The sequence below is a fragment of the Snodgrassella sp. B3800 genome, from assembly GCF_026535865.1.
Taxonomy (GTDB): domain Bacteria; phylum Pseudomonadota; class Gammaproteobacteria; order Burkholderiales; family Neisseriaceae; genus Snodgrassella; species Snodgrassella alvi_E.
Map to the genome: position 1 here is coordinate 19608 of NZ_JAFNPH010000007.1, position 18952 is coordinate 38559.

Annotated in this window: 14 protein-coding genes; 10 read left to right on the forward strand and 4 right to left on the reverse strand. The window is 41.8% G+C overall.

Features of this window, described 5'->3' with window-relative positions:
* Nucleotides 1-817: 817 nt before the first annotated feature.
* Nucleotides 818-2701, reverse strand: coding sequence for a hypothetical protein (locus J3U64_RS08920; RefSeq protein ID WP_267408982.1), 1884 nt, complete (start codon nucleotides 2699-2701; stop codon nucleotides 818-820).
* A 694-nt stretch (nucleotides 2702-3395) separates the two neighbouring features.
* On the opposite strand from J3U64_RS08920, the gene J3U64_RS08925 reads away from it, so the two are divergent.
* The 8 genes from J3U64_RS08925 to J3U64_RS08960 all read left to right on the forward strand — a co-directional run bounded on the left by J3U64_RS08925 (nucleotide 3396) and on the right by J3U64_RS08960 (nucleotide 12122).
* Nucleotides 3396-5624, forward strand: coding sequence for a TonB-dependent hemoglobin/transferrin/lactoferrin family receptor (locus J3U64_RS08925; protein WP_267408983.1), 2229 nt, complete (start codon nucleotides 3396-3398; stop codon nucleotides 5622-5624).
* Nucleotides 5625-5662: 38 nt separating this feature from the next.
* Nucleotides 5663-6703, forward strand: coding sequence for a ChuX/HutX family heme-like substrate-binding protein (locus J3U64_RS08930; RefSeq protein ID WP_267408984.1), 1041 nt, complete (start codon nucleotides 5663-5665; stop codon nucleotides 6701-6703).
* Nucleotides 6704-6806: 103 nt separating this feature from the next.
* The gene (locus J3U64_RS08935; RefSeq protein WP_100151400.1) at nucleotides 6807-7595 is read left to right on the forward strand and encodes a heme/hemin ABC transporter substrate-binding protein; all 789 of its coding nucleotides are present in this window, start codon (nucleotides 6807-6809) and stop codon (nucleotides 7593-7595) included.
* Between the two features lie 137 nt (nucleotides 7596-7732).
* On the forward strand, nucleotides 7733-8599 hold the full coding sequence (locus J3U64_RS08940; RefSeq protein WP_416384993.1) for a FecCD family ABC transporter permease: 867 nt from the start codon (nucleotides 7733-7735) through the stop codon (nucleotides 8597-8599).
* A 9-nt stretch (nucleotides 8600-8608) separates the two neighbouring features.
* Nucleotides 8609-9379 carry an ABC transporter ATP-binding protein gene (locus J3U64_RS08945; RefSeq protein ID WP_267408985.1) on the forward strand — a complete coding sequence of 257 codons (771 nt, stop codon included), beginning with the start codon at nucleotides 8609-8611 and terminating at the stop codon, nucleotides 9377-9379.
* A 458-nt stretch (nucleotides 9380-9837) separates the two neighbouring features.
* Entirely contained in the window at nucleotides 9838-10638 is an 801-nt protein-coding gene (locus tag J3U64_RS08950; RefSeq protein WP_218966446.1) for an amino acid ABC transporter substrate-binding protein, read from the forward strand.
* A 79-nt stretch (nucleotides 10639-10717) separates the two neighbouring features.
* Entirely contained in the window at nucleotides 10718-11362 is a 645-nt protein-coding gene (locus tag J3U64_RS08955) for an amino acid ABC transporter permease (RefSeq protein WP_100140851.1), read from the forward strand.
* A gap of 4 nt (nucleotides 11363-11366) precedes the next feature.
* Complete coding sequence (locus tag J3U64_RS08960; RefSeq protein WP_100140883.1) at nucleotides 11367-12122, forward strand: amino acid ABC transporter ATP-binding protein; 756 nt, start codon at nucleotides 11367-11369, stop codon at nucleotides 12120-12122.
* 107 nt (nucleotides 12123-12229) lie between these two features.
* Here the strand turns inward: J3U64_RS08960 and J3U64_RS08965 are convergent, their stop codons facing one another.
* The 3 genes from J3U64_RS08965 to ppc form a co-directional block, all read right to left on the reverse strand.
* Entirely contained in the window at nucleotides 12230-13144 is a 915-nt protein-coding gene (locus J3U64_RS08965) for an aspartyl protease family protein (protein ID WP_267408986.1), read from the reverse strand.
* Between the two features lie 228 nt (nucleotides 13145-13372).
* Nucleotides 13373-13921: a nucleotide exchange factor GrpE gene (gene grpE / locus J3U64_RS08970; protein ID WP_100140849.1), complete on the reverse strand. Its 549-nt coding sequence runs from the start codon at nucleotides 13919-13921 to the stop codon at nucleotides 13373-13375.
* A gap of 268 nt (nucleotides 13922-14189) precedes the next feature.
* The gene (ppc, locus tag J3U64_RS08975; protein ID WP_267408987.1) at nucleotides 14190-16892 is read right to left on the reverse strand and encodes a phosphoenolpyruvate carboxylase; all 2703 of its coding nucleotides are present in this window, start codon (nucleotides 16890-16892) and stop codon (nucleotides 14190-14192) included.
* 346 nt (nucleotides 16893-17238) lie between these two features.
* Here ppc and cysT point away from each other — a divergent pair, with 346 nt between their 5' ends.
* Both cysT and cysW read left to right on the forward strand, forming a co-directional pair.
* Entirely contained in the window at nucleotides 17239-18075 is an 837-nt protein-coding gene (gene cysT, locus J3U64_RS08980) for a sulfate ABC transporter permease subunit CysT (protein ID WP_267392000.1), read from the forward strand.
* Entirely contained in the window at nucleotides 18075-18947 is an 873-nt protein-coding gene (gene cysW, locus J3U64_RS08985; protein WP_267408988.1) for a sulfate ABC transporter permease subunit CysW, read from the forward strand. Before cysT ends, cysW begins: the two co-directional genes overlap by 1 nt.
* Nucleotides 18948-18952: the final 5 nt, after the last annotated feature.

Sequence of the window (18952 nt, forward strand, 5' to 3'; positions counted from 1 at the left end):
TAAAATTCTTTACAGTATTACAGCAGAAATCTTTACACTTCTGTTTTCTCTTTCCAAAATGATTTTGAAAAGCAGCATAAAATGTTCAAAATTTTATGTCATTATCTAAAATTTATCAGAATCAGGTTTTGATATCGACTTAACTGATTTAAAGTTTTATGTGGTTATTTTTTATTCTTTTATAATAATCTTTTTCTTCTATTTTATTCTACTTTTGTCCATAATCACTATCAGAATTCTGCCAGTAACTTCATCTGTTTAGCTTAATACTCGTTTTTTATTTGTATCACTGTTAATAAAACTTCTCTTACTATGAATAAATTATCGGTTTAAGCATAAATTAAACTTAAAACCTAATAATCAACAAAATATAACTTCTAATCAAAATATGCTATTTATTTGAATAAATTTGGTCTTATAAAAAATGGGTGTTTATCTATAATTCTTATTCGGCTTATAGAATAATTCAGTTATAAATCTGAATATGCGTAATGCTTTAAATTGCCTACATCCTGTAGCGTCGGCCGATATAACTGAGTCTTTCGTAGTTTCAACTGCTTTAGGCTACTAATGGCTAATTATTTTGTAGTGACAATTGACTTTGTAGTATGGTTAAAATATGCATAAGTTAGGTAAAGTTGGTATTTAAGATATTACCTATGGGACGTGCTGGACAAATATATAGATTGCAGTTCCCATAGGTAATTTAAGATTATTATTTGTGTAAAGCAGAAATTTGTTTTTAAAACAAATTTCTCAGTAATGACAGGATACTCTGCTCGATAATACTATTTAATAAAAGACCATTTCATATTTTTTACTGACTATATTGTTGCAATTCTCTTCTTGCTTCAGCAATTTCTTTATACTCCGTGATTAACTGGTAGCAATCTGCTAGTTTTATTTTACCTCTGATTTCATAAGCTGTTATCTTGATTTGTTTTTTTTGGGGATTATATATTATATCTGCATAGCAAGGTTTGATTTTACCTATTTGATAATTTGGGGAGAGAAAAAGTTCGAGCTGTGTGTGATAATTACTCTTTACATAATACAAAGATATTTGTTCCCAAGGAATGATTTTATCAAAACAGGGCAAGGCTAATCCCTGAGGTTTTAAAGTGAGTAATACTGAACCAATATATCTGTACATAATGTAGCAACGATATAAAAAGTACAGACTAAATGCAGAAAAAGTAATTACTGCCTTTAGCCGATCTGCATCATTACTTATACCTTTATAAAAGGCATAAGTTATAAAAATAAATATACTGGCAATTAATACTCTCATTATTAATCTGATTATTCCGCCTTGTTTAATAGTAATGATTTTCTGATGCTGATTAGCAATGTTTTTCAATTGATTGATGTTTTCTTCAGCTTTTTTGGGTACATATAACTTATATGCCGTTTGTAATTCATTCAATTCATGATTAAAAAGGTTCCGCAAAAGTGTGGTTGGGCTGATGCTAACAAGCAGGCCACTCAGGTGGTTTAACTCACGATATTTAATGCATGAAAGTCTTCGCGCTAAACTCGGTTGGGCTTGACACGCAGAAGATGGTTTCTCCAGTAGTTGCCTGAGCAGAGGTGTTTGTGTTTGTGAAACATACTGATTTACGTAATCTAAAGGTAAGTCAGTTGAGTATGCTTTATAGGAATAATTTTTCAAAGCCTGATCAATTTGTGTTCGTAAAAGGTAGATTTTACTTATGGCTAAAGCTAAATGCTCTTTAGGTATCACTTTGATAGCTTGTAAATCACCTTTGTATATTAAAGAGTAATTCCATTTTCTAATTGCTTTGCTGAATGAATAATAGAAATAATTTGATAATAAGTACGCCGGAAATAAAATTTTAGAATAGGATAAAGTGGTGATGGTTCCGATTAATTTGTCAACTTGTTGGCTGATGTCTTCTGACAACGTCAAATCATTATTAGCAATGTGGTTTAATTCATGAGCAATCACACTACACAATTCTGGTAACATGAAATAATTGATATAGGTACTATCTAAATATAAGGTATAACCGTTTAATTGTATTGCTTCTGGATAGAGATAAGTTTCTTTTTCACTGACTCTTATACCGCCACCGATGCATAACACAATATTGTTTGGTATGGTATTTATCTCAAGCTTATGTGCAATTTGCGTTACAATCTTCCAGATTCTGGGATTGGTTTCTGGTGTGACAAGGATGCCTTTTAGTTCAGAAATTTCATTATCATGTTTTGTAAGATTTCTATTCAAGTCTGAGATGAATAATCCAATACATATAACCAGAGCACCAATGATATGAATTGTTCTTTCCCCACCTGTAAAAATAAACAGACTGCATGAAAAAGACAAGATTAGGGAAGTTGGCAATACTAAAAAAATCAGCCGCATCTTTTTTGAAACTTTGCTGAAATTAGCGTGCAGCTGTTTTGCCGATTTGCCGGCTTGCCTGCCCAGACGTTGAATGGTAAATAAAGCTAATATACCACTAAACAAACATATGCCCCCGCTTAGCATACCGCCTAGGGCAAACGGTCTGTCATATTTAAGTGAAAAATTATTTCTCTTAATTTCTTGGCTGATTTTACATATTTTACTTTCCTTTTCATGGCTTTCAGGCTGATTATCTATTTCCAGCAGCTGCAATGAAAGTTGTATATTTTGTTGCTCAAGGTTGTTCAGTTCATGCGCGGAAGGATACAAATATAGGCTTAGGCGAATACTGATAAGAGGTAATAAAATAATTAAAAAAAAAGACCGATTTTTTGTCTAAGCGAAAATTTGGGTGAATCGGTACGATGTTCCAATGAAGTCACCATATGTCAATTTGATAGCAAGATAGATTGTTAGCATTAATATTAGATAATGCTAATTTCAATTGGATTATTTTACTTTAATATTCACATTATTACAATTAACAGCAGTATGTTTAGTCAATAGTGTTATATTTAATTTATTCTTTTAAATTTTATAATCGTAGCTGCGCTCTTGTTGTCAGCTTGAATATCGAATGTATGCCAGTGGGCTTGGTAAAAAGTATAAAGTGATTTTATGCAGAATGGTTTCTCTGTGCATGAAAATGAATCTTGCCTGACCCAAAACGCAGACACCGGTGTGGTCGTATACTTAGCGCCAAAGAAAGATTAATATTACAAAAATATACAATGGTTTTATTTAATCATCTATTTTTCAATTGCTTATATTAAAGCATGCTTAGCTGTATTTAGGTGTGAAACAGCTATATGCAGCATTATGCAACATGATCTTCTCCAAGACGTGTGTTAATATGACTGTAAATTAATAAGAATAATTCCCATTTCCACTTGTATAAAAGAATCATTATTGATTACAATGCGCTATCTTTGCATTAATTTTTGTCAAAAGGGGTTAACTTTATATGTGTCGCTCACCCAAGATAATTGCGCTAGCTGTAACCTGTATCGGCTTCCCTGCAGCTGTTTATGCGGAGGGCGAGGCTCATTTGCCCACGATTAATGTTGAGGCTAAACGGGCTACTCCCAGTGTGTTTAAGGATACGACCGTTAAGGCTGAAACCATTGAAAAACATGGAGCGGTAGATTTAAAAACGGCACTGAAAGACATACCCGGAGTGGAGGTACTAGATGCGCAGGGTACGCGGCAAGGAAATGACAGCGTGAATATTCGCGGGCTAAGTGGCAACCGGATCAGTATGACGATTGACGGTATTGATTTGCCTGAAGCGAATGAAATGAAGCATACAGGACAATATGCTATTTTCGGGCGGGGTAATTTTATGGATGTTTCTGCACTCAGTAGTGTGGATATCAGTAAAAATGCCCGCGGATTTGGTTTAGGAGGTGCTGTAGCCATGCATACTCTGACACCGGGAGAAATTTTACAGGATGAGGATAAGGGCGGCTATATTGATACTCAGTATAACAGTGTCGATAAATCTACGGCAGTGACGGGAGCCGGTGCGCTGAGAAGTGGCAACTGGCGCGGCATGGTGTTGGGCACTTATCGAAAAGGTGATGAGGTGGATAACAGTGGTAATGTCGGTGGCCGTGGCGCACTACGTACCAAATCTGACCCAGTTGATCACAATAGCCGCTATTTCTTGACTAAGCATGAATTTGATATCAATGATAAAAACACCTTGAGTTTTACGGCAGAGTACCTAAACCGCAATCAGTGGACTGATTCTTTATCACAGGCGAATAGCTCCTATACAGATGTACGGGGTGTAGATGATAATAAGAAAACTCGATTTTCACTCGGGCATGAATATCACAGTGATAACGGGCTGATTCATTCAGGTAAAACGCAGATTTACTGGCAGCAGACTAAAACCGACTCCACTACGCATCGAGATTATGTTAAAGGCTGTACCAGCATGATTCCTGACCAGAATAATCGCTGTGTATTCGACTTTACCAATAAAGATAAAGTATGGGGGCTGACAAGTGACTGGTCATCACATTTTGATGGCGCTCAGCTGATGCAGGACTGGCGCTATGGTTTGAATGTGGCTCATCATGAACTGACCAGCGACTGGCAAGGCTATTATGCTCGTTCAAAACCTAATGCAGATAACAAAACCATACGAGCCAGTATTTATGTAGACGGAGATCTGCAATGGGGTAACCTGATTGTTAGCCCGGGATTATCTGCGTCTTACTATCATATGAAACCCGATTCAAAGGGATTTGTTACCGGTATCAACAATGAAATTGGTGAATTACGAAAAAAACATCAAAGTGCGCTGACTCCGCGTCTGGGCATTGCTTACCGCTTTGATCCACTATTGGTACCCTATTTCCAGTATGCTCGTGGCTTTAACGCTCCTTCTTCACAGCAACTGGCTTCTTCATGGAACCCAGGCAGCTATAGCTCATGGGGTAATCCGAATCTAAAGGCTGAAACCGCTAATAATTTTGAGCTGGGGTTGCGCGGTAAAAATGATGTGTTTGAATATGGCATTGCGGGATTTGATAATCACTATAAAAACTTCATTGATTACGTGAATATCTCTGGACAGGTAAAAATCCCAGCTGATGCAGTATGGAGCCGCCCTGGCAGTACGCAGACGCTAGTATTGCAGGCGCAGAACTTTAGTAAAGCGCATATTTATGGTGGTGAGGCTTATGCACGTTGGAAATTTGCTCCAGACTGGAAGGTAAATGGATCATTGGCGTATTCGCGTGGGTCTATCCGGCAGGAAGGTGTGGATCAACCACTGAATTCGGTAATGCCGGTTAAGTTGAAGCTGGGTCTGGCCTATGATAAGGAAATCTGGGGCGCTAATGTGGATTTCACTTATGTAGCTAAAAAAGACAATAGTGATATTCAGGACGTACCTAAGGGGACAAGCTATTACAACCCATCCAGAAATTATGCATTGGTTGATCTGGGCGGCTTCTGGAAACCTACTAAGCACTTGAGTTTCCATGCCGGTATAAACAATGTCTTTAATAAGAAATACTGGAACTGGGCAGATATCGCCTACATGATGCCAAATGTCAACAGCCAGTCTGGTACTTCCGGTCAGAGTGATGGTAATGCCAGCAAATTGACCAAAGATAATGCAGATTTCTATTCAGCTCCAGGACGGACATTTAATGTTGGATTGCGCTACACGTTTTAAATCATTACTACCAATAAAAACTTTGTAAAGGAACGAACATGAGCTTATGGCAACAATATCAGGATAAGAAAGCAACCATCGAGGGAGGAATGTATTTCCCGCGTCAGGCTGCTGCTGATTTGGGTGTAAGTGAAGGTGCTTTAATGGCGGATGCGCCTGATTCAATTTATCTGGGTAACCAGATTCGTGAACTGGTACTGAAGCTGGAAACTTTAGGCGAAGTATTGAGCGTGGTGCGTAACGATGCTGCTGTACATGAAAAAATCGGCGTATATGAGCATGTTACGCTCACGGCGCGTAGCGGGCTGGCTTTGAATGTGGGTGGTCTGGATTTGCGTTTTTTCCTGCACAACTGGCATCATGCCCTGGCCACTACTGTGACTATCGGTGACAAAACCATGCGCTCTATTCAGTTTTATGATGAATATGGCATGAATATCGAAAAGGTATTTATGCGGGATGATACTAGATTGGCCGCATGGCAGGCTTTGATTGATGAATTTAAAACCAGTGGTAAGCCCGAATTTTTACCTGCACCAGAAGTGAATGTTACCGTACCTGAACCGTTATCTCCAGAACGGGAGCAGGCTTTTCAGGAGCGCTGGAATGAACTGAAAGATGTCCATCATTTTGGCGGTTTACTGGAAACATTCAAAATAGACCGGCAACAGTCTTATCGTCATGCGCCAGCCGGATGTACCAGACAGGTTGACCGAAGTGTTTGGGAACAGGTTCTGAATCATGTACAGGCCAGTAAACAGGAAATTATGATTTTTGTTGGTAACCGTGGACTGGTACAAATTCAGACCGGTAAATTGCATAATGTGGTGCGTTCTCATGGGTATCTGAATGTACTGGATGCCAAAGTACCGGAAGAAGGTTTTGATTTACATCTGCGTGATACAGATATTGTGGAAACATGGGTAGTGCGTCGCCCGATTAGTGAAGGTTATGTAACCTGCATTGAAGGTTTCGATAAAAATCGTCAGACAGTGGTACAGATTTTCGGCCGCCGCGAAGAGGGTAATGATGAAATGCAATCTTGGCATCAGCTTATGGATAGTCTGCTAGCTGGCTAATAAATTGCTCGGGCAGGCAGGCATTAAATATGAGTATGAATCAATCCATATACAGAAATAAGTTTACCTGCCCATGTACTGCTTGTAATCAGAAGGGTAAATCATGAAAAAATTACTGTTGGCAGCGGCAATGTGCGCTGCTTTTCCGTTTGCATTTGCTGCCCGTATAGTGACACTGACCCCAGACGTAGCGGATGTTGTGGTTGAATTGGGCGGAGCTAAAGAAATAGTCGGCAGAGAAATGGCCTCAACCAATCCGGCCTTAAAAAATGTACCTAGTATCGGTTTGTTTCACGGGCTGAGCGTGGAGCCAATTGCGGCCAAAAAACCTACACTCGTTCTGGGTTCATGGATGGCACAGCCCGCCAGTATTTATGCCAATTTAAATCGAGTAGGGGTTAAAGCTATCAATGTTGCGCCCAAAGATGATTTAAACGGCTATGCTGCCGGTATTCGGCAGATTGGCCAATTGATTGGAAAAAACAAAGAAGCTAATGCTTTGGCTGACCGCTGGCTGAGTCAGGTAAAGCAGATGCCAAAAACCGGTAAACGCTATCTGATAAGCTACGACGGACGCTTTGTATCCGGACGTAATACCGCAGCAGATGAGCTGATTAAAAGAGCTGGCGGAGTGAATGCAGCAGCGGCAATTGAAGGAATGAAGCCGATGTCGCGAGAAGCTTGGCTAGCAGCAAAACCGGATATTATTTTAATTGCAGACCGTAATCAGAAACTGGTTGGTGGAGTACAGGGATTAACTAAACGGCCGGAAATTGCAGCTTCTCCCGCAGCTAAAAAGCAGAAAATCTTTTTCCTGCCTTCTAATGACCTTTTTCGTTACGGTCTGAATACGCCGCAAGTGATTCCTAAACTTTATCAACTGGCACAATAATTATGATGCAAGTGCAGCAAACGGCCAGCACACCTGACTCAATGATTGTCAGGGATGTGTTCTGGCCTAAATTAGTTTGGTTTATCGTTGCTGTGACATTCAGCCTGCTTCTGAGCTGGTTTTGCCTCGGGCTAGGCATGGGCGGCTGGCAATGGCCACAATCTCTGGATGAAACCACTCTTGGAATCCGACTGCCGCGGGTTCTGGTGGCGCTGATTGTAGGTGCCGCATTGTCTGCTTCCGGCGCAGCATTACAGGCCTTATTTGATAATCCGCTGGCAGATCCAAGTCTGATTGGTACTTCAGGCGGTGCCGCACTCGGGGTAATAGCCGTGTTGGCTTTTGGTTGGGGTGCAGTAACGGTACCTTTCGCGGCTTTTATCGGTGCACTTTTGGTATGCTTGCTGATACTGACGGTACATCGTCTGCTTGGCGGCGGTACGCTGGGTTTGCTGGTAATGGGTTTTGTAATCAGTGCTTTTTGCGGCGCGCTGGTGAGCCTAATTTTGTTTATGTCGGATGATATGGTGTTACGTAGTGCTACTAACTGGCTGGCCGGCAGTTTGGCTGAATCGGGGTTTACTTCACCTTGGTATGCGCTGGCAGTGATGGTGCTGGGTTTGGGCTTACTGGTGGTGGTCGGGCGTCGGCTGGATATTTTAATGCTGGGCGAAGAAACTGCTATTAGTATGGGTGTGGCGGTAGGCAGTACCCGTATGTGGACTGTGGTCGGCGCCGCACTACTAACAGGAGCCGCAGTTTCACTGGCCGGTATTATTGGTTTTCTGGGTATGATGGTACCGAATGTGGTGGCTCGCAGCCGCGGTGGCAGTAGGCGTCGGATTATGGTGTTGTCAGCCTGGTTGGGTGCCATATTTTTATTATTGGTAGACAGTGTCGCTCGATGGCTAAGTTATCCGGTGGATTTACCAGTAGGTATTGTGATTGCTTTACTGGGCGGACCGTTTTTCCTGTGGCTGTTTTTACAGCCGTTACGGCGTTAGGAACAAAATATGGAAAATTTGTTTACTGTGCGTAATGTGCAGGTGCAGCCACGTGGCCGCTGCATTTTATCAGTACCACATCTGGATATACCGGCAAATCGACATACCAGCATTATTGGGCCAAATGGTGCAGGTAAATCTACACTGTTGCGCGCATTGTTAGGTTTGCATGGAGCAGGAGTAGCTGTACACGGTGAGTCCGTAAGCAGTCATTTAAAACGTGGCCAGATTGCATGGGTAGGTCAGCATGGACAATATAGTTTGCCACTGACGGTCACAGAATATGTTCAGCTTGGTTGTTATCCACACAGTGGCTGGTTTAAAAAAGCTCAGGCACCGGTTGAAAAATTACATCATTTGCTAGAGGTATTCGATTTGCGGGCACTGGCGCAGCAACGGATTGGCAGCTTGTCTGGCGGTGAACAGCAGCGTGCCAATGTGGTACGAGCATTACTACAAAATGCACCTGTATTATTACTAGATGAACCGTGTAATCATCTGGATATTCGTCATCAGCACCGTTTAATGCATTATCTGCGCGAGCATCATGCCGATTTTTCGGTGGTAATGGTATTGCATGATCTGACGATGGCTGCAAATCATTCAGACTATATTGTGCTGATGAATGAAGGCCAGATAGTGGTTTCAGGTACGCCTGAAAATGTGATGCATTCCGATATACTCAGTGAGGTGTATCAATGGCCGATCCGCCGCATCGAAGAAGAAGGGAAAATGTTTTTCCGTATGGCACATCATCCGGTGCAATCAGCCGCTGCCTGAGAACACAGAAAATTAAATCATGCTCTGAACTGCTTGATTACATAAAGGTTGCTTTTGGTTTGGAAAAATTTTTTAAATCATATGTTTGAGAAAAGGGATAGATATTGATATGGAAAAATCCATAGAAGGTTATGAACAGCTTCAGCTAGGATGAATACAATCAATATGATTTTGGAATGATTTTCTAAAAAAGCATATTAAATATAAATGCTGTTTGTCTAACTACTTGAATCTTTTGAGTGAAAAAATTTATCTGATTTGGATTAAAAGAGTTTTGAAATAGCTATAATTTGAAAAATTATATATATTATTCATTTGGTTAAATTTTAAGATTGGTGTATTAGCCTAAGGTTGTTTTGCCGTAGAGAATACATTTATCACGTACTGATGAAAGTGTAAAGAAATTCCGGTATAGTGTATGACACAAATATCTATTTATATTGAATCAGGAATATTATATGCACAACGCCATGCGTAAATTTTTACTGGGCTCTGTGGTTGCGGTGGCGCTTGCTGCCTGTGGCGGAGAATCCGCTTCCGGTACAGCTTCTGACTCAACTGAGCGCAATGGTAAAACAGTGGTTATGGGACTGGATGATAGCTTTCCGCCTATGGGTTTTCGTAACGAAAAAAATGAGCTGGTAGGTTTTGACATTGATATGGCACGTGAAGCAGCCAAACGTGCCGGTCTGACTGTCGAGCTGAAACCGATTGACTGGAGTGCCAAAGAATCTGAGCTCAATAGTAAGCGTGTAGATATGTTATGGAATGGGTTGACTATTACTCCACAGCGGCAGCAGCAGTTATTATTGTCTAAGCCATATATGGATAATCATCAGATTATTGTGGTTCGTCCTGATGGTGGTATTAATACCAAAGCTGATCTGGCCGGCAAAGTTGTCGGCGTACAGGATGGCAGCAGTGCGGTTGATGCTGTGGAAGCAGAACCGAATGTGGCCAAATCATTCAAAGAATTGAAAAAGTATGCGGATAATGTGACAGCATTAATGGATGTTTCAGCCAAAAGAGTAGATGCTTTGGTGGTGGATGAAGTGGTTGGCCGTTATTATGTATCCAAAAAGCCTAATGAATACAAAGTGCTGAGTGATAACTTTGGTACAGAGCAATACGCAGTGGCTTTCCGAAAAAATGATCAGGCATTGGAACAGAAAATTCAGAGTGCCTTGGATAGTATGAAAGTCGATGGTACATCTGCTAAAATTGCAACTAAATGGTTCGGTAAAGACATCGTCAAATAAATGTTGTCTTTGCCTTGGAATCAACGCTGCCTGAATAGAGTTTGTTCAGGCAGCGTTATTGTTGTTTTAAGGAATACACATGAACTATGTGTTCAATATGTTGCCTGAATTATGGACTGGGGCAAAAATTACCCTGAGTCTGTTTGCTATTACCCTGTTGCTGTCTATTCCATTGGGGCTGGTATTGGCGCTATTGCGCTTATCCGGTGTCAAGGTGCTGGATTACCTTGTTAATTTTTACATCTGGGTGATGCGTGGCACGCCGTTGATGTTGCAAATCTTCTTTATTTATTTTGCTCTGCCGGCTGTCAATATTTTGCTGCCTGCCTACACCACTGCGATTGTTGCATTTGTGCTGAACTATGCAGCTTATTTTGCCGAGATTTTCCGTGCCGGTATTCAGGGTGTAGGTAAAGGGCAGTATGAGGCGGCAAAAACATTGGGTATGAGTTATGGCCAGACCATGCGCCGCATTGTGTTGCCGCAGATGTGGAAAAAAATCTTACCGCCACTGAGTAATGAAACCATTACGTTGGTTAAGGATACTTCGCTGGTGTATGTGTTGGCATTACAGGATGTAATGCGGGTTACTTATCAGCTGGTACAGCGTGAATTTAATCTGATGCCGTTTTTTGTAGCGGCTGCATTCTATCTGATTATGACCCTGATTCTGACCTGGGGATTCCAGAAAGCGGAGAAGCGCTATGCACGCTACGATGACTGATTTGATGATAGACGCTCGGGGCATTTATAAGGCCTTTGGAAATGTAGAAGTGCTTAAAGGTGTGGATATACAGGTGGCACGTTCAGAGGTGGTGGCTATCATCGGTTCTTCTGGTTCGGGTAAATCTACTTTATTAAGGTGTCTGAATTATCTGGAAAAAATCGATGCTGGTAGCATTGCTATTGAAAATGATTTTCTGGTACAGAATAATATTCACAACCGTGCTCATTATGCGCCTGAACGTACAATAAAAAATATCTGTGCCCGTATGGGAATGGTGTTTCAGCAGTTTAATCTTTTTCCGCACATGACGGTGTTACAGAACGTGATTGAAGCACCGATTACGGTGAAAAAATTGAAACGTGACGAAATTGTGCCATTGGCACAAGAACTGTTGCGTAAAGTAGGTTTAGAAAACAAACAGGATTGTTATCCGTCACAGTTATCGGGTGGGCAAAAACAGCGTGTGGCCATTGCCCGTGCACTGGCGATGCAGCCACAAATTATGCTGTTTGATGAGCCAACCTCTGCGCTTGATCCTGAATTAACCGGTGAAGTTTTAAAAACCATGCAGCAGCTGGCTGAAGACAAAATGACTATGGTGGTGGTCACCCATGAAATGGGTTTTGCGCGGGAAGTAGCTAACCAAGTGTTGTTTATGGACAAAGGTGTAATTGTAGAGTCTGGTGAAGCCAGCAGTTTTTTCGCTAATCCCCAACATGCAAGGACACAGGCGTTTTTAAGCTCGATGTTGAAATAATTACGCGTTAAATCTGGTGTGTATGAGAGGTGTTAAATTTTTGCGGGTGTATCTAACATCTCTTTAGGTTAAATTATCTGCTTAATTATTTGTCTTCATGCATAAAATCAAAAAGCAGGTTTGATCCATAACTGATGATTTTTTTGATCTATTCGGACACTGTATTTTTGCAGAAAATCTATGCCAAGCAAGCCGTCGGATTCGAATTCTGCCGGCATGCCATCCATAATGGCGGCACGAACAGGAATTTTTCGGATGGTTGGGTTGTCTGGGTAGATTTTAACTGTTATGGGATAACCACGTTTATTCAAACGCAGAGTTGTTTTTTCCGTATTGTCGGTGGTTATATTTTTGCTATTACTGAGTTTTTCCGACCTTGATGTGCCTTTAAGAAAAGACATTGATGCTCCGGTATCAAGAATCAGGTTATATGTTTTTTTCTGGTCGGTAAATTTGATAACCATGCCTTCTTTCGGATGTATTTTATAAGGAAAAACTGTCCATTGGTGGCTTAATCGGTTTGTGTTGTTTCTATCATCAATAATTATTTTTCTGTGGGCTATATCCAATGTCAGGATGTGATCTTGAAAAAGTGTTAACCCGACTACAGGTATGCTTTCATCTGGCACAGGCGGTTTTTTCTGTTCTGGATTGCTGGAATAATTCCAACCCCAAGGCTTTAATTCCATCGCTTCAATGTTTTGGAATTCGAGTCCGTTAATATTCAGATGTTTGATCAGAAATTGATCTGATTCTTTAATTTTTCCGCTTAAATCCAAGCTTTTGTTTGTAGTTTGTATTTGGATTGTTTCTGGAAGCTGTTTTAAAGTGTTGAGTGGTAAATGCAGTGCCGTCTGAGAGCCTGTATCAAGAATAAATTTTTCTGGTTTGCCGTTGATTTTTAATACAACTTCGGGAATATTAATATCTTTGATGAAAGTAAGCGGTAATTGAATTTCTTGAGCTAGAGCAGTTTTGGTGATGGCTAGAATGACCAGACTTGTAAAACATTTTAAACGCATGTTTTTCCTCTTTCTAAAATAATGAATATATTTAAGAGGATTTGTTTATATTATATTTATAGCTTATTTGGCAAAATCAAATTGTAGCAATAATGAATGAATCTATTTAATTTTTATTAGTGAGAAAAGAATAAAGGGAGATGATAAGAAAAAACTAGATAATATCAGATATTTTTTCAATAAAAACCGTCTGATTAATTTCTGTCAGGCGGTTTTTATTCGGGTGATTTATTCTGAGTCGGCGGCTTTGGCTACTGTTACCATAGCTGGACGCAATACGCGGTCAGATAGGGTATATCCTTTTTTCATTACAGAAACTACAGTATTGGGTTCCTGTTCACTTTCAACGCTTTGCAAAGCCTGATGACGATGCGGGTCAAGTTTATCGCCAGCTTTGGGATCGATTTCTTTGACATTGGATTGATCAAAAGCTTTTTGCAGTTCGGTAAGGGTCATTTGTACACCCATTTTAAGAGCATCAAAGTTGCCGCTTTGATCTTGCAGAGCCATTTCCAGATAGTCTTTAACAGGCAGCATTGCAGTGGCAAATTTCTGACCGGCAAATTTATGGGCACTTTCCAATTCTTCCTGATGGCGCCGGCGCAGATTCTGCTCAGTGGCCAATGAACGCAGTTGTTCATCTTTAAGCTGGCCTTCTAGCTCGTTGATGCGTTCTTGCAAATCTTCAATGGTGGCCTCTGGCGCAATAATTGGTTCGGTGTTTTCGGTGTTCTCGTTTACCTGAGTTTCGTTTTCGGTGTTGTTTTCCGGTTGCATATTTTTTCCTCTGCAAAAAGGTGAATTATTTAATTAAATTGGGTCGTGATACTGCTATTTCAAGCCAGTAGTACTAGTTTATGACGGATTTTGCTCTGAGTTGGCTATATTGCTGTTTTGTAATCTATATTGCCTTTTGTTTTTCCAGTTTTTTATTTAAATACCTTATTCAGCTCAGAAATGCAAACTAAGGAAATACCGATGATGAATATTTATAAAGCTGAACAGTAATTAAGACAAAGGTGTATTGTTTGCGCTGGTTTTTGCTTCAGCCTGTATTCCGTAATCCCTGAGCAATGCCGTTAATGGTTAGGTGGATGAGCTGGAGTAGCTCGCTGTTATCTGGTTGATGACGTAGTTGTTGCAACAGATGTATCTGAAGCCAATTTAGGGCGTTTAGGTAGGGGATACGCAAGGCAAGTGAGCGTGCGAGTGTTCGGTTGTCACTTAAGTAACGCTGGCGTTGCAGAATGCTGAGTAGTGCTTGTTTGCTACGCTCAAATTCATCAGCCAGCATGCTGTAAATAGTGTGGGCAGCTTCTTGATTGCTAGCCAGATTAACATAAGCCCGGGCAATGGTGAGGTCGGCTTTGGCCATTACCTGATCCATGTTGGAAAGCATGGTTTGGAAAAAAAGGCTGTGTTGTGCTTGCTGTTGCAATCGTTGCAGATTGGCGCTGCCCTGATTAATTAGTTCGGTGACCGCGCTGCCGAATCCATACCATGCTGGTAGCATGAGGCGATTCTGTGTCCATGAGAATACCCATGGAATGGCGCGTAAATCCTGAATTCTTGCTAGTGTTTTACGGCTGGCAGGACGGCTGCCGATATTGAGGCTGGCAATTTCTTGTATTGGGCTTGTTTGTAAAAAATATTCTATGAAACCGGGGCAGGTAATTAGTTTGCGATAGTGTCTGAATGCACTGGCCGATAAGGTATCCATGATTTGGTTATCCGGCTCGCTATTTTGAGGGGGGAGTAGGGTGGCTTCAAGTGTGGCGGCAACCAGCGCTTCCAGATTGCGTTCGGCATTGGTGGGGTCGGCATATTTGGCGGTAATCACTTCTCCTTGCTCGGTAATGCGTATTTGTCCGGCTACGCTGCCTGCAGGCTGAGCCATGATGGCGTCGAAAGAAGGGCCGCCGCCACGACCTACGCTGCCACCGCGACCATGAAATAGACGTAGACGGATATGATGGTGAGCAAACAGTTTGACTAGCTGGGACTCCGCCAGATACAGGGACCACTGACTGGTCACATAACCGCCATCTTTGTTGCTGTCGGAATATCCGAGCATGATTTCCTGCAAATTGTTGCGGCTGTGTAGAAATGCGCGATACCAGGGCAGGCTAAACAGTTTGTCCATAATATCTACGCTTTTCTGCAAGGCGTCGATGGTTTCAAATAAGGGAACGATGTTGATGCGGCTGCTGGGTTTTTCATTGTTGATGCTCAGCAGACCAGTTTCTTTCAGCAGTAAGGCAACTACGAGTATGTCGCTGACACTTTCCGCATTCGAAATGATGCATTGATTAATGGCCGTTTCACCGTAATCATTTTTGATGCGGGCAGCCGTTTGAAAAATAGTCAGTTCACGCATGGCATCGTTGCTGTACTGAATGTAAGGACTGTACAGCGGGCGTTGAGTGCTCAGTTCGCGTAGTAATACTCGTTGTTTGGCTGCTTCACTCAGTGTTTTAAAATCTTCCAAATCAGCATGAGCAAATAATTCAGTCACTACCTCTGTGTGTTTGGCCGCATGCTGACGCAGGTCTACTGACATTAAATGAAAGCCAAATAAAGAAACTGAACGAATCAGATCTGCCAGTTTACCCTCACCGAGCAGGGCACTGCCATTTTCCTGTAAGGATCTGGCGAGATGATTAAGCTCTTGCAGAAATTCCTCTGACTGTCGATAGAATGGTAAGCAGTAATGCTGATTGTACGGTTGTAAACCGAGTTGTTGCTCGGTAGCACTAAGGCGAGTCTGTATGTAAGCGATGGCGCGACGATACGGCTCTTCCTTGTGGGCGGTTGCGGTATCTGGTGACAGTTCTGCCATGTGTAGTACGCTGCTATTTACCTGAACACGGCGGGAAGATAGTGGCAATAGCTGATGCAGTTCATCCAGACACTGGTGGTAATGTTGAAATAAAGCTTTGGCCTGAAAGGAAAATGCTTCCTGTAATGTATCTGCATTGACATATGGATTGCCATCGCGATCACCTCCTACCCAGCCATCAATGGTGATTACATTAGGAAGGCTGACATCCGGATAGATACTGGTAAGCTGGCATTGTAGTTTACGGTAAAGTGCGGGTACGGCTTTAAAAAAACTTAATGGAAAATAGTTGATACTGTTGTAAATTTCATCGCTTACGCTGATCTGAAAATGACGGGTTTCGTCGGTTTGCCAAAGAGCCAGCATAATGGCTTCAGCCTGCTGTTGCAGTTGTTCGCTGTTGGGATGTTGCTGATGGTTGCGTTCATTGAGAATGCTGCGGATATGGCGGTGAAAGCACAAAATACATTGTCGTTGTACTTCGGTAGGGTGGGCAGTTAGTACAGCACTGATGCTGGTCTGTTGTAAGGATGTTTCCAATTCTGTGGTAGGTATTTGTTGCTGGCGAATCTGCTGTACAACATGATTAAAGCTGGTACGTCCGGAATGCTGACTGTTTTGTTCATATGTTTGACGCCGCCGTTCATGATGTACATCTTCTGCAATATTCAATACCTGTGCAAACAGACTACATGCGCGAATGAGATCTTGCTGCTGCCGCAAGTCAAGCGATGGCAGAGCTTGCTGGATAGTAATTTGTGGTTCTTTGCCGTCGATAAGCTGGCTTAATACTGTTTGTACGGCTACGGTGGTTTCGTGAGCCAGCATATTCAATAATGCTTGGATCAGAAAGCTGATGTCAGCCGACAAGGGTGCATCTTTTTGTTCATCCAGAAGAAAGGCTGGCATTGTGTTCTCGCTATTGTAGATTGATATGTTTATGTTGAATAACTGTCTGCATGATATTACGTGGTGCAGGTGTCAGCAATACTGCTTTTCTGATAATGGGTTATAACTGTGACTTATTAAGTTACAAAAATATATTCTTTCTCAATTGTCTGTACGGCCTTTTATATTGTTGGCTGCCTATTGCAGAGCAGAATGCGGTAGTCTTTGTTGTTTTGTTCTGTTTGTCATTTTTAGCCACGTTATTGTAGGTATTTAGCCTAAATAGGACTGATTTCAATTTACCGGTATATTTTTCTTTAATGTTGCCGGTAATGTTTATAGCAGTCGGGCATATGGGAGAAAAATTATGCTGTTAATGAAACAGCCATCTGTATTGCCCGGATTCTCTCTTAGTCTGGGTGTAAGTGTACTATCGCTGTCATTACTGGTGTTATTGCCTTTTGCCATGCTGGTGTGGACTGTGACTGATTTGGGCTGGTCTGGCTTTATACGAGTGATTTCTGAGCCACGCACACTTGCAGCTGTGTGGCTCACTCTGAAAATGTCATTACTGGCTATGCTAGCCAGTGTGTTGCTAGGAACTTTAGTTGCTTGGGTACTGGTACGCTATCAGTTCTGGGGCAAGGATATGGTTAATGCATTGGTCGATTTGCCTTTTGCTTTACCAACAGCAGTAACGGGGGTGGCGCTGGCTACTTTATATGCTCCTACAGGCTGGATAGGCAGAATATTTACTAATATGGGCTTACAGGTAGCTTTTACCCCCACAGGTATTTGGCTGGCTTTATTGCTGGTTAGCCTGCCGTTTGTGGTACGAGCAGTACAACCTGTGCTGGCTGAATTATCGGGCGAATATGAAGAGGCCGCAGCAATTCTAGGCGCATCCAGATTCACTATAGTGTTTCGGGTATTATTGCCGGAAGTATTGCCAGCACTGGTGATGGGGGCAGGAATGGCATTTGCAAGGGCAACGGGGGAATATGGTTCTGTCATTTTTATCGCAGGTAATGTACCGTTTAAATCAGAAATTCTGCCTCTCATTATTGTTAGTAAATTTGAGCTTTTTGATTTACCGGCCGCAGCGGCTGTGGCGCTATTTATGTTGATAATATCTTTTGTTATTTTATTAACACTAAATTTATGGCAATGGCGTTTAAGCAGCCGTACACAGGGGCGCTACTGATGAGTATCGTGAAGACCAATGCATTGCTCACTGAGCCAAAATGGTTGCGTTATTTACTTATTGGCATAACTTTATTGTGTCTGAGTGTATTGCTGCTTCTACCCTTATTATCCGTATTTAGTTATGCGCTGGCAAAGGGCTGGGAACTATATATGGCTGCTTTGCTGGATGATGAAGCTCTGGCTGCTATGCGTTTGTCACTGTTGATTACCCTGATTGTGGTACCGATTAATGTGGTATTGGGTGTGGCTATGGCATGGCTGTTAACCCATTTTACATTTCGGGGTAAGCAGTTGTGGACAACATTACTGGATCTACCATTCGCTGTTTCTCCAGTTGTGGCTGGTCTGATGTTTGTATTGTTGTTTGGCAGCAATAGCTGGCTTGGAAGCTGGATGGAAGCACATAGTGTGCAAGTTATCTTTGCTATTCCCGGCATGATATTGGCTACTTTGTTCGTTACTTTTCCGTTTGTGGCGCGGGAATTAATTCCATTAATGCAGGCTCAGGGTAGTAGTGAAGAGCAGGCAGCACTGATACTCGGTGCCAGTGGTTGGCAGATGTTTTGGCGTGTCACCTTACCGAATCTGAAATGGGCGCTGGTATACGGCATTATCCTGACAAATGCTCGTGCAATGGGAGAGTTTGGCGCAGTAAGTATGGTTTCCGGACATATTCGTGGCGAAACCAATACTATGCCGTTGCTGGTAGAGATGATGTACAACGAATACAACATGGTAGGTGCGTTTGCTGTATCCAGCCTTTTGGCCTTACTGGCCTTATGTACACTACTGTTGCAAAAGTATCTCGACTGGCGCCAGACACGTATGTATAGGGATGCACAACGTGCACGTATAGCAGTAACCAATTAAACAGT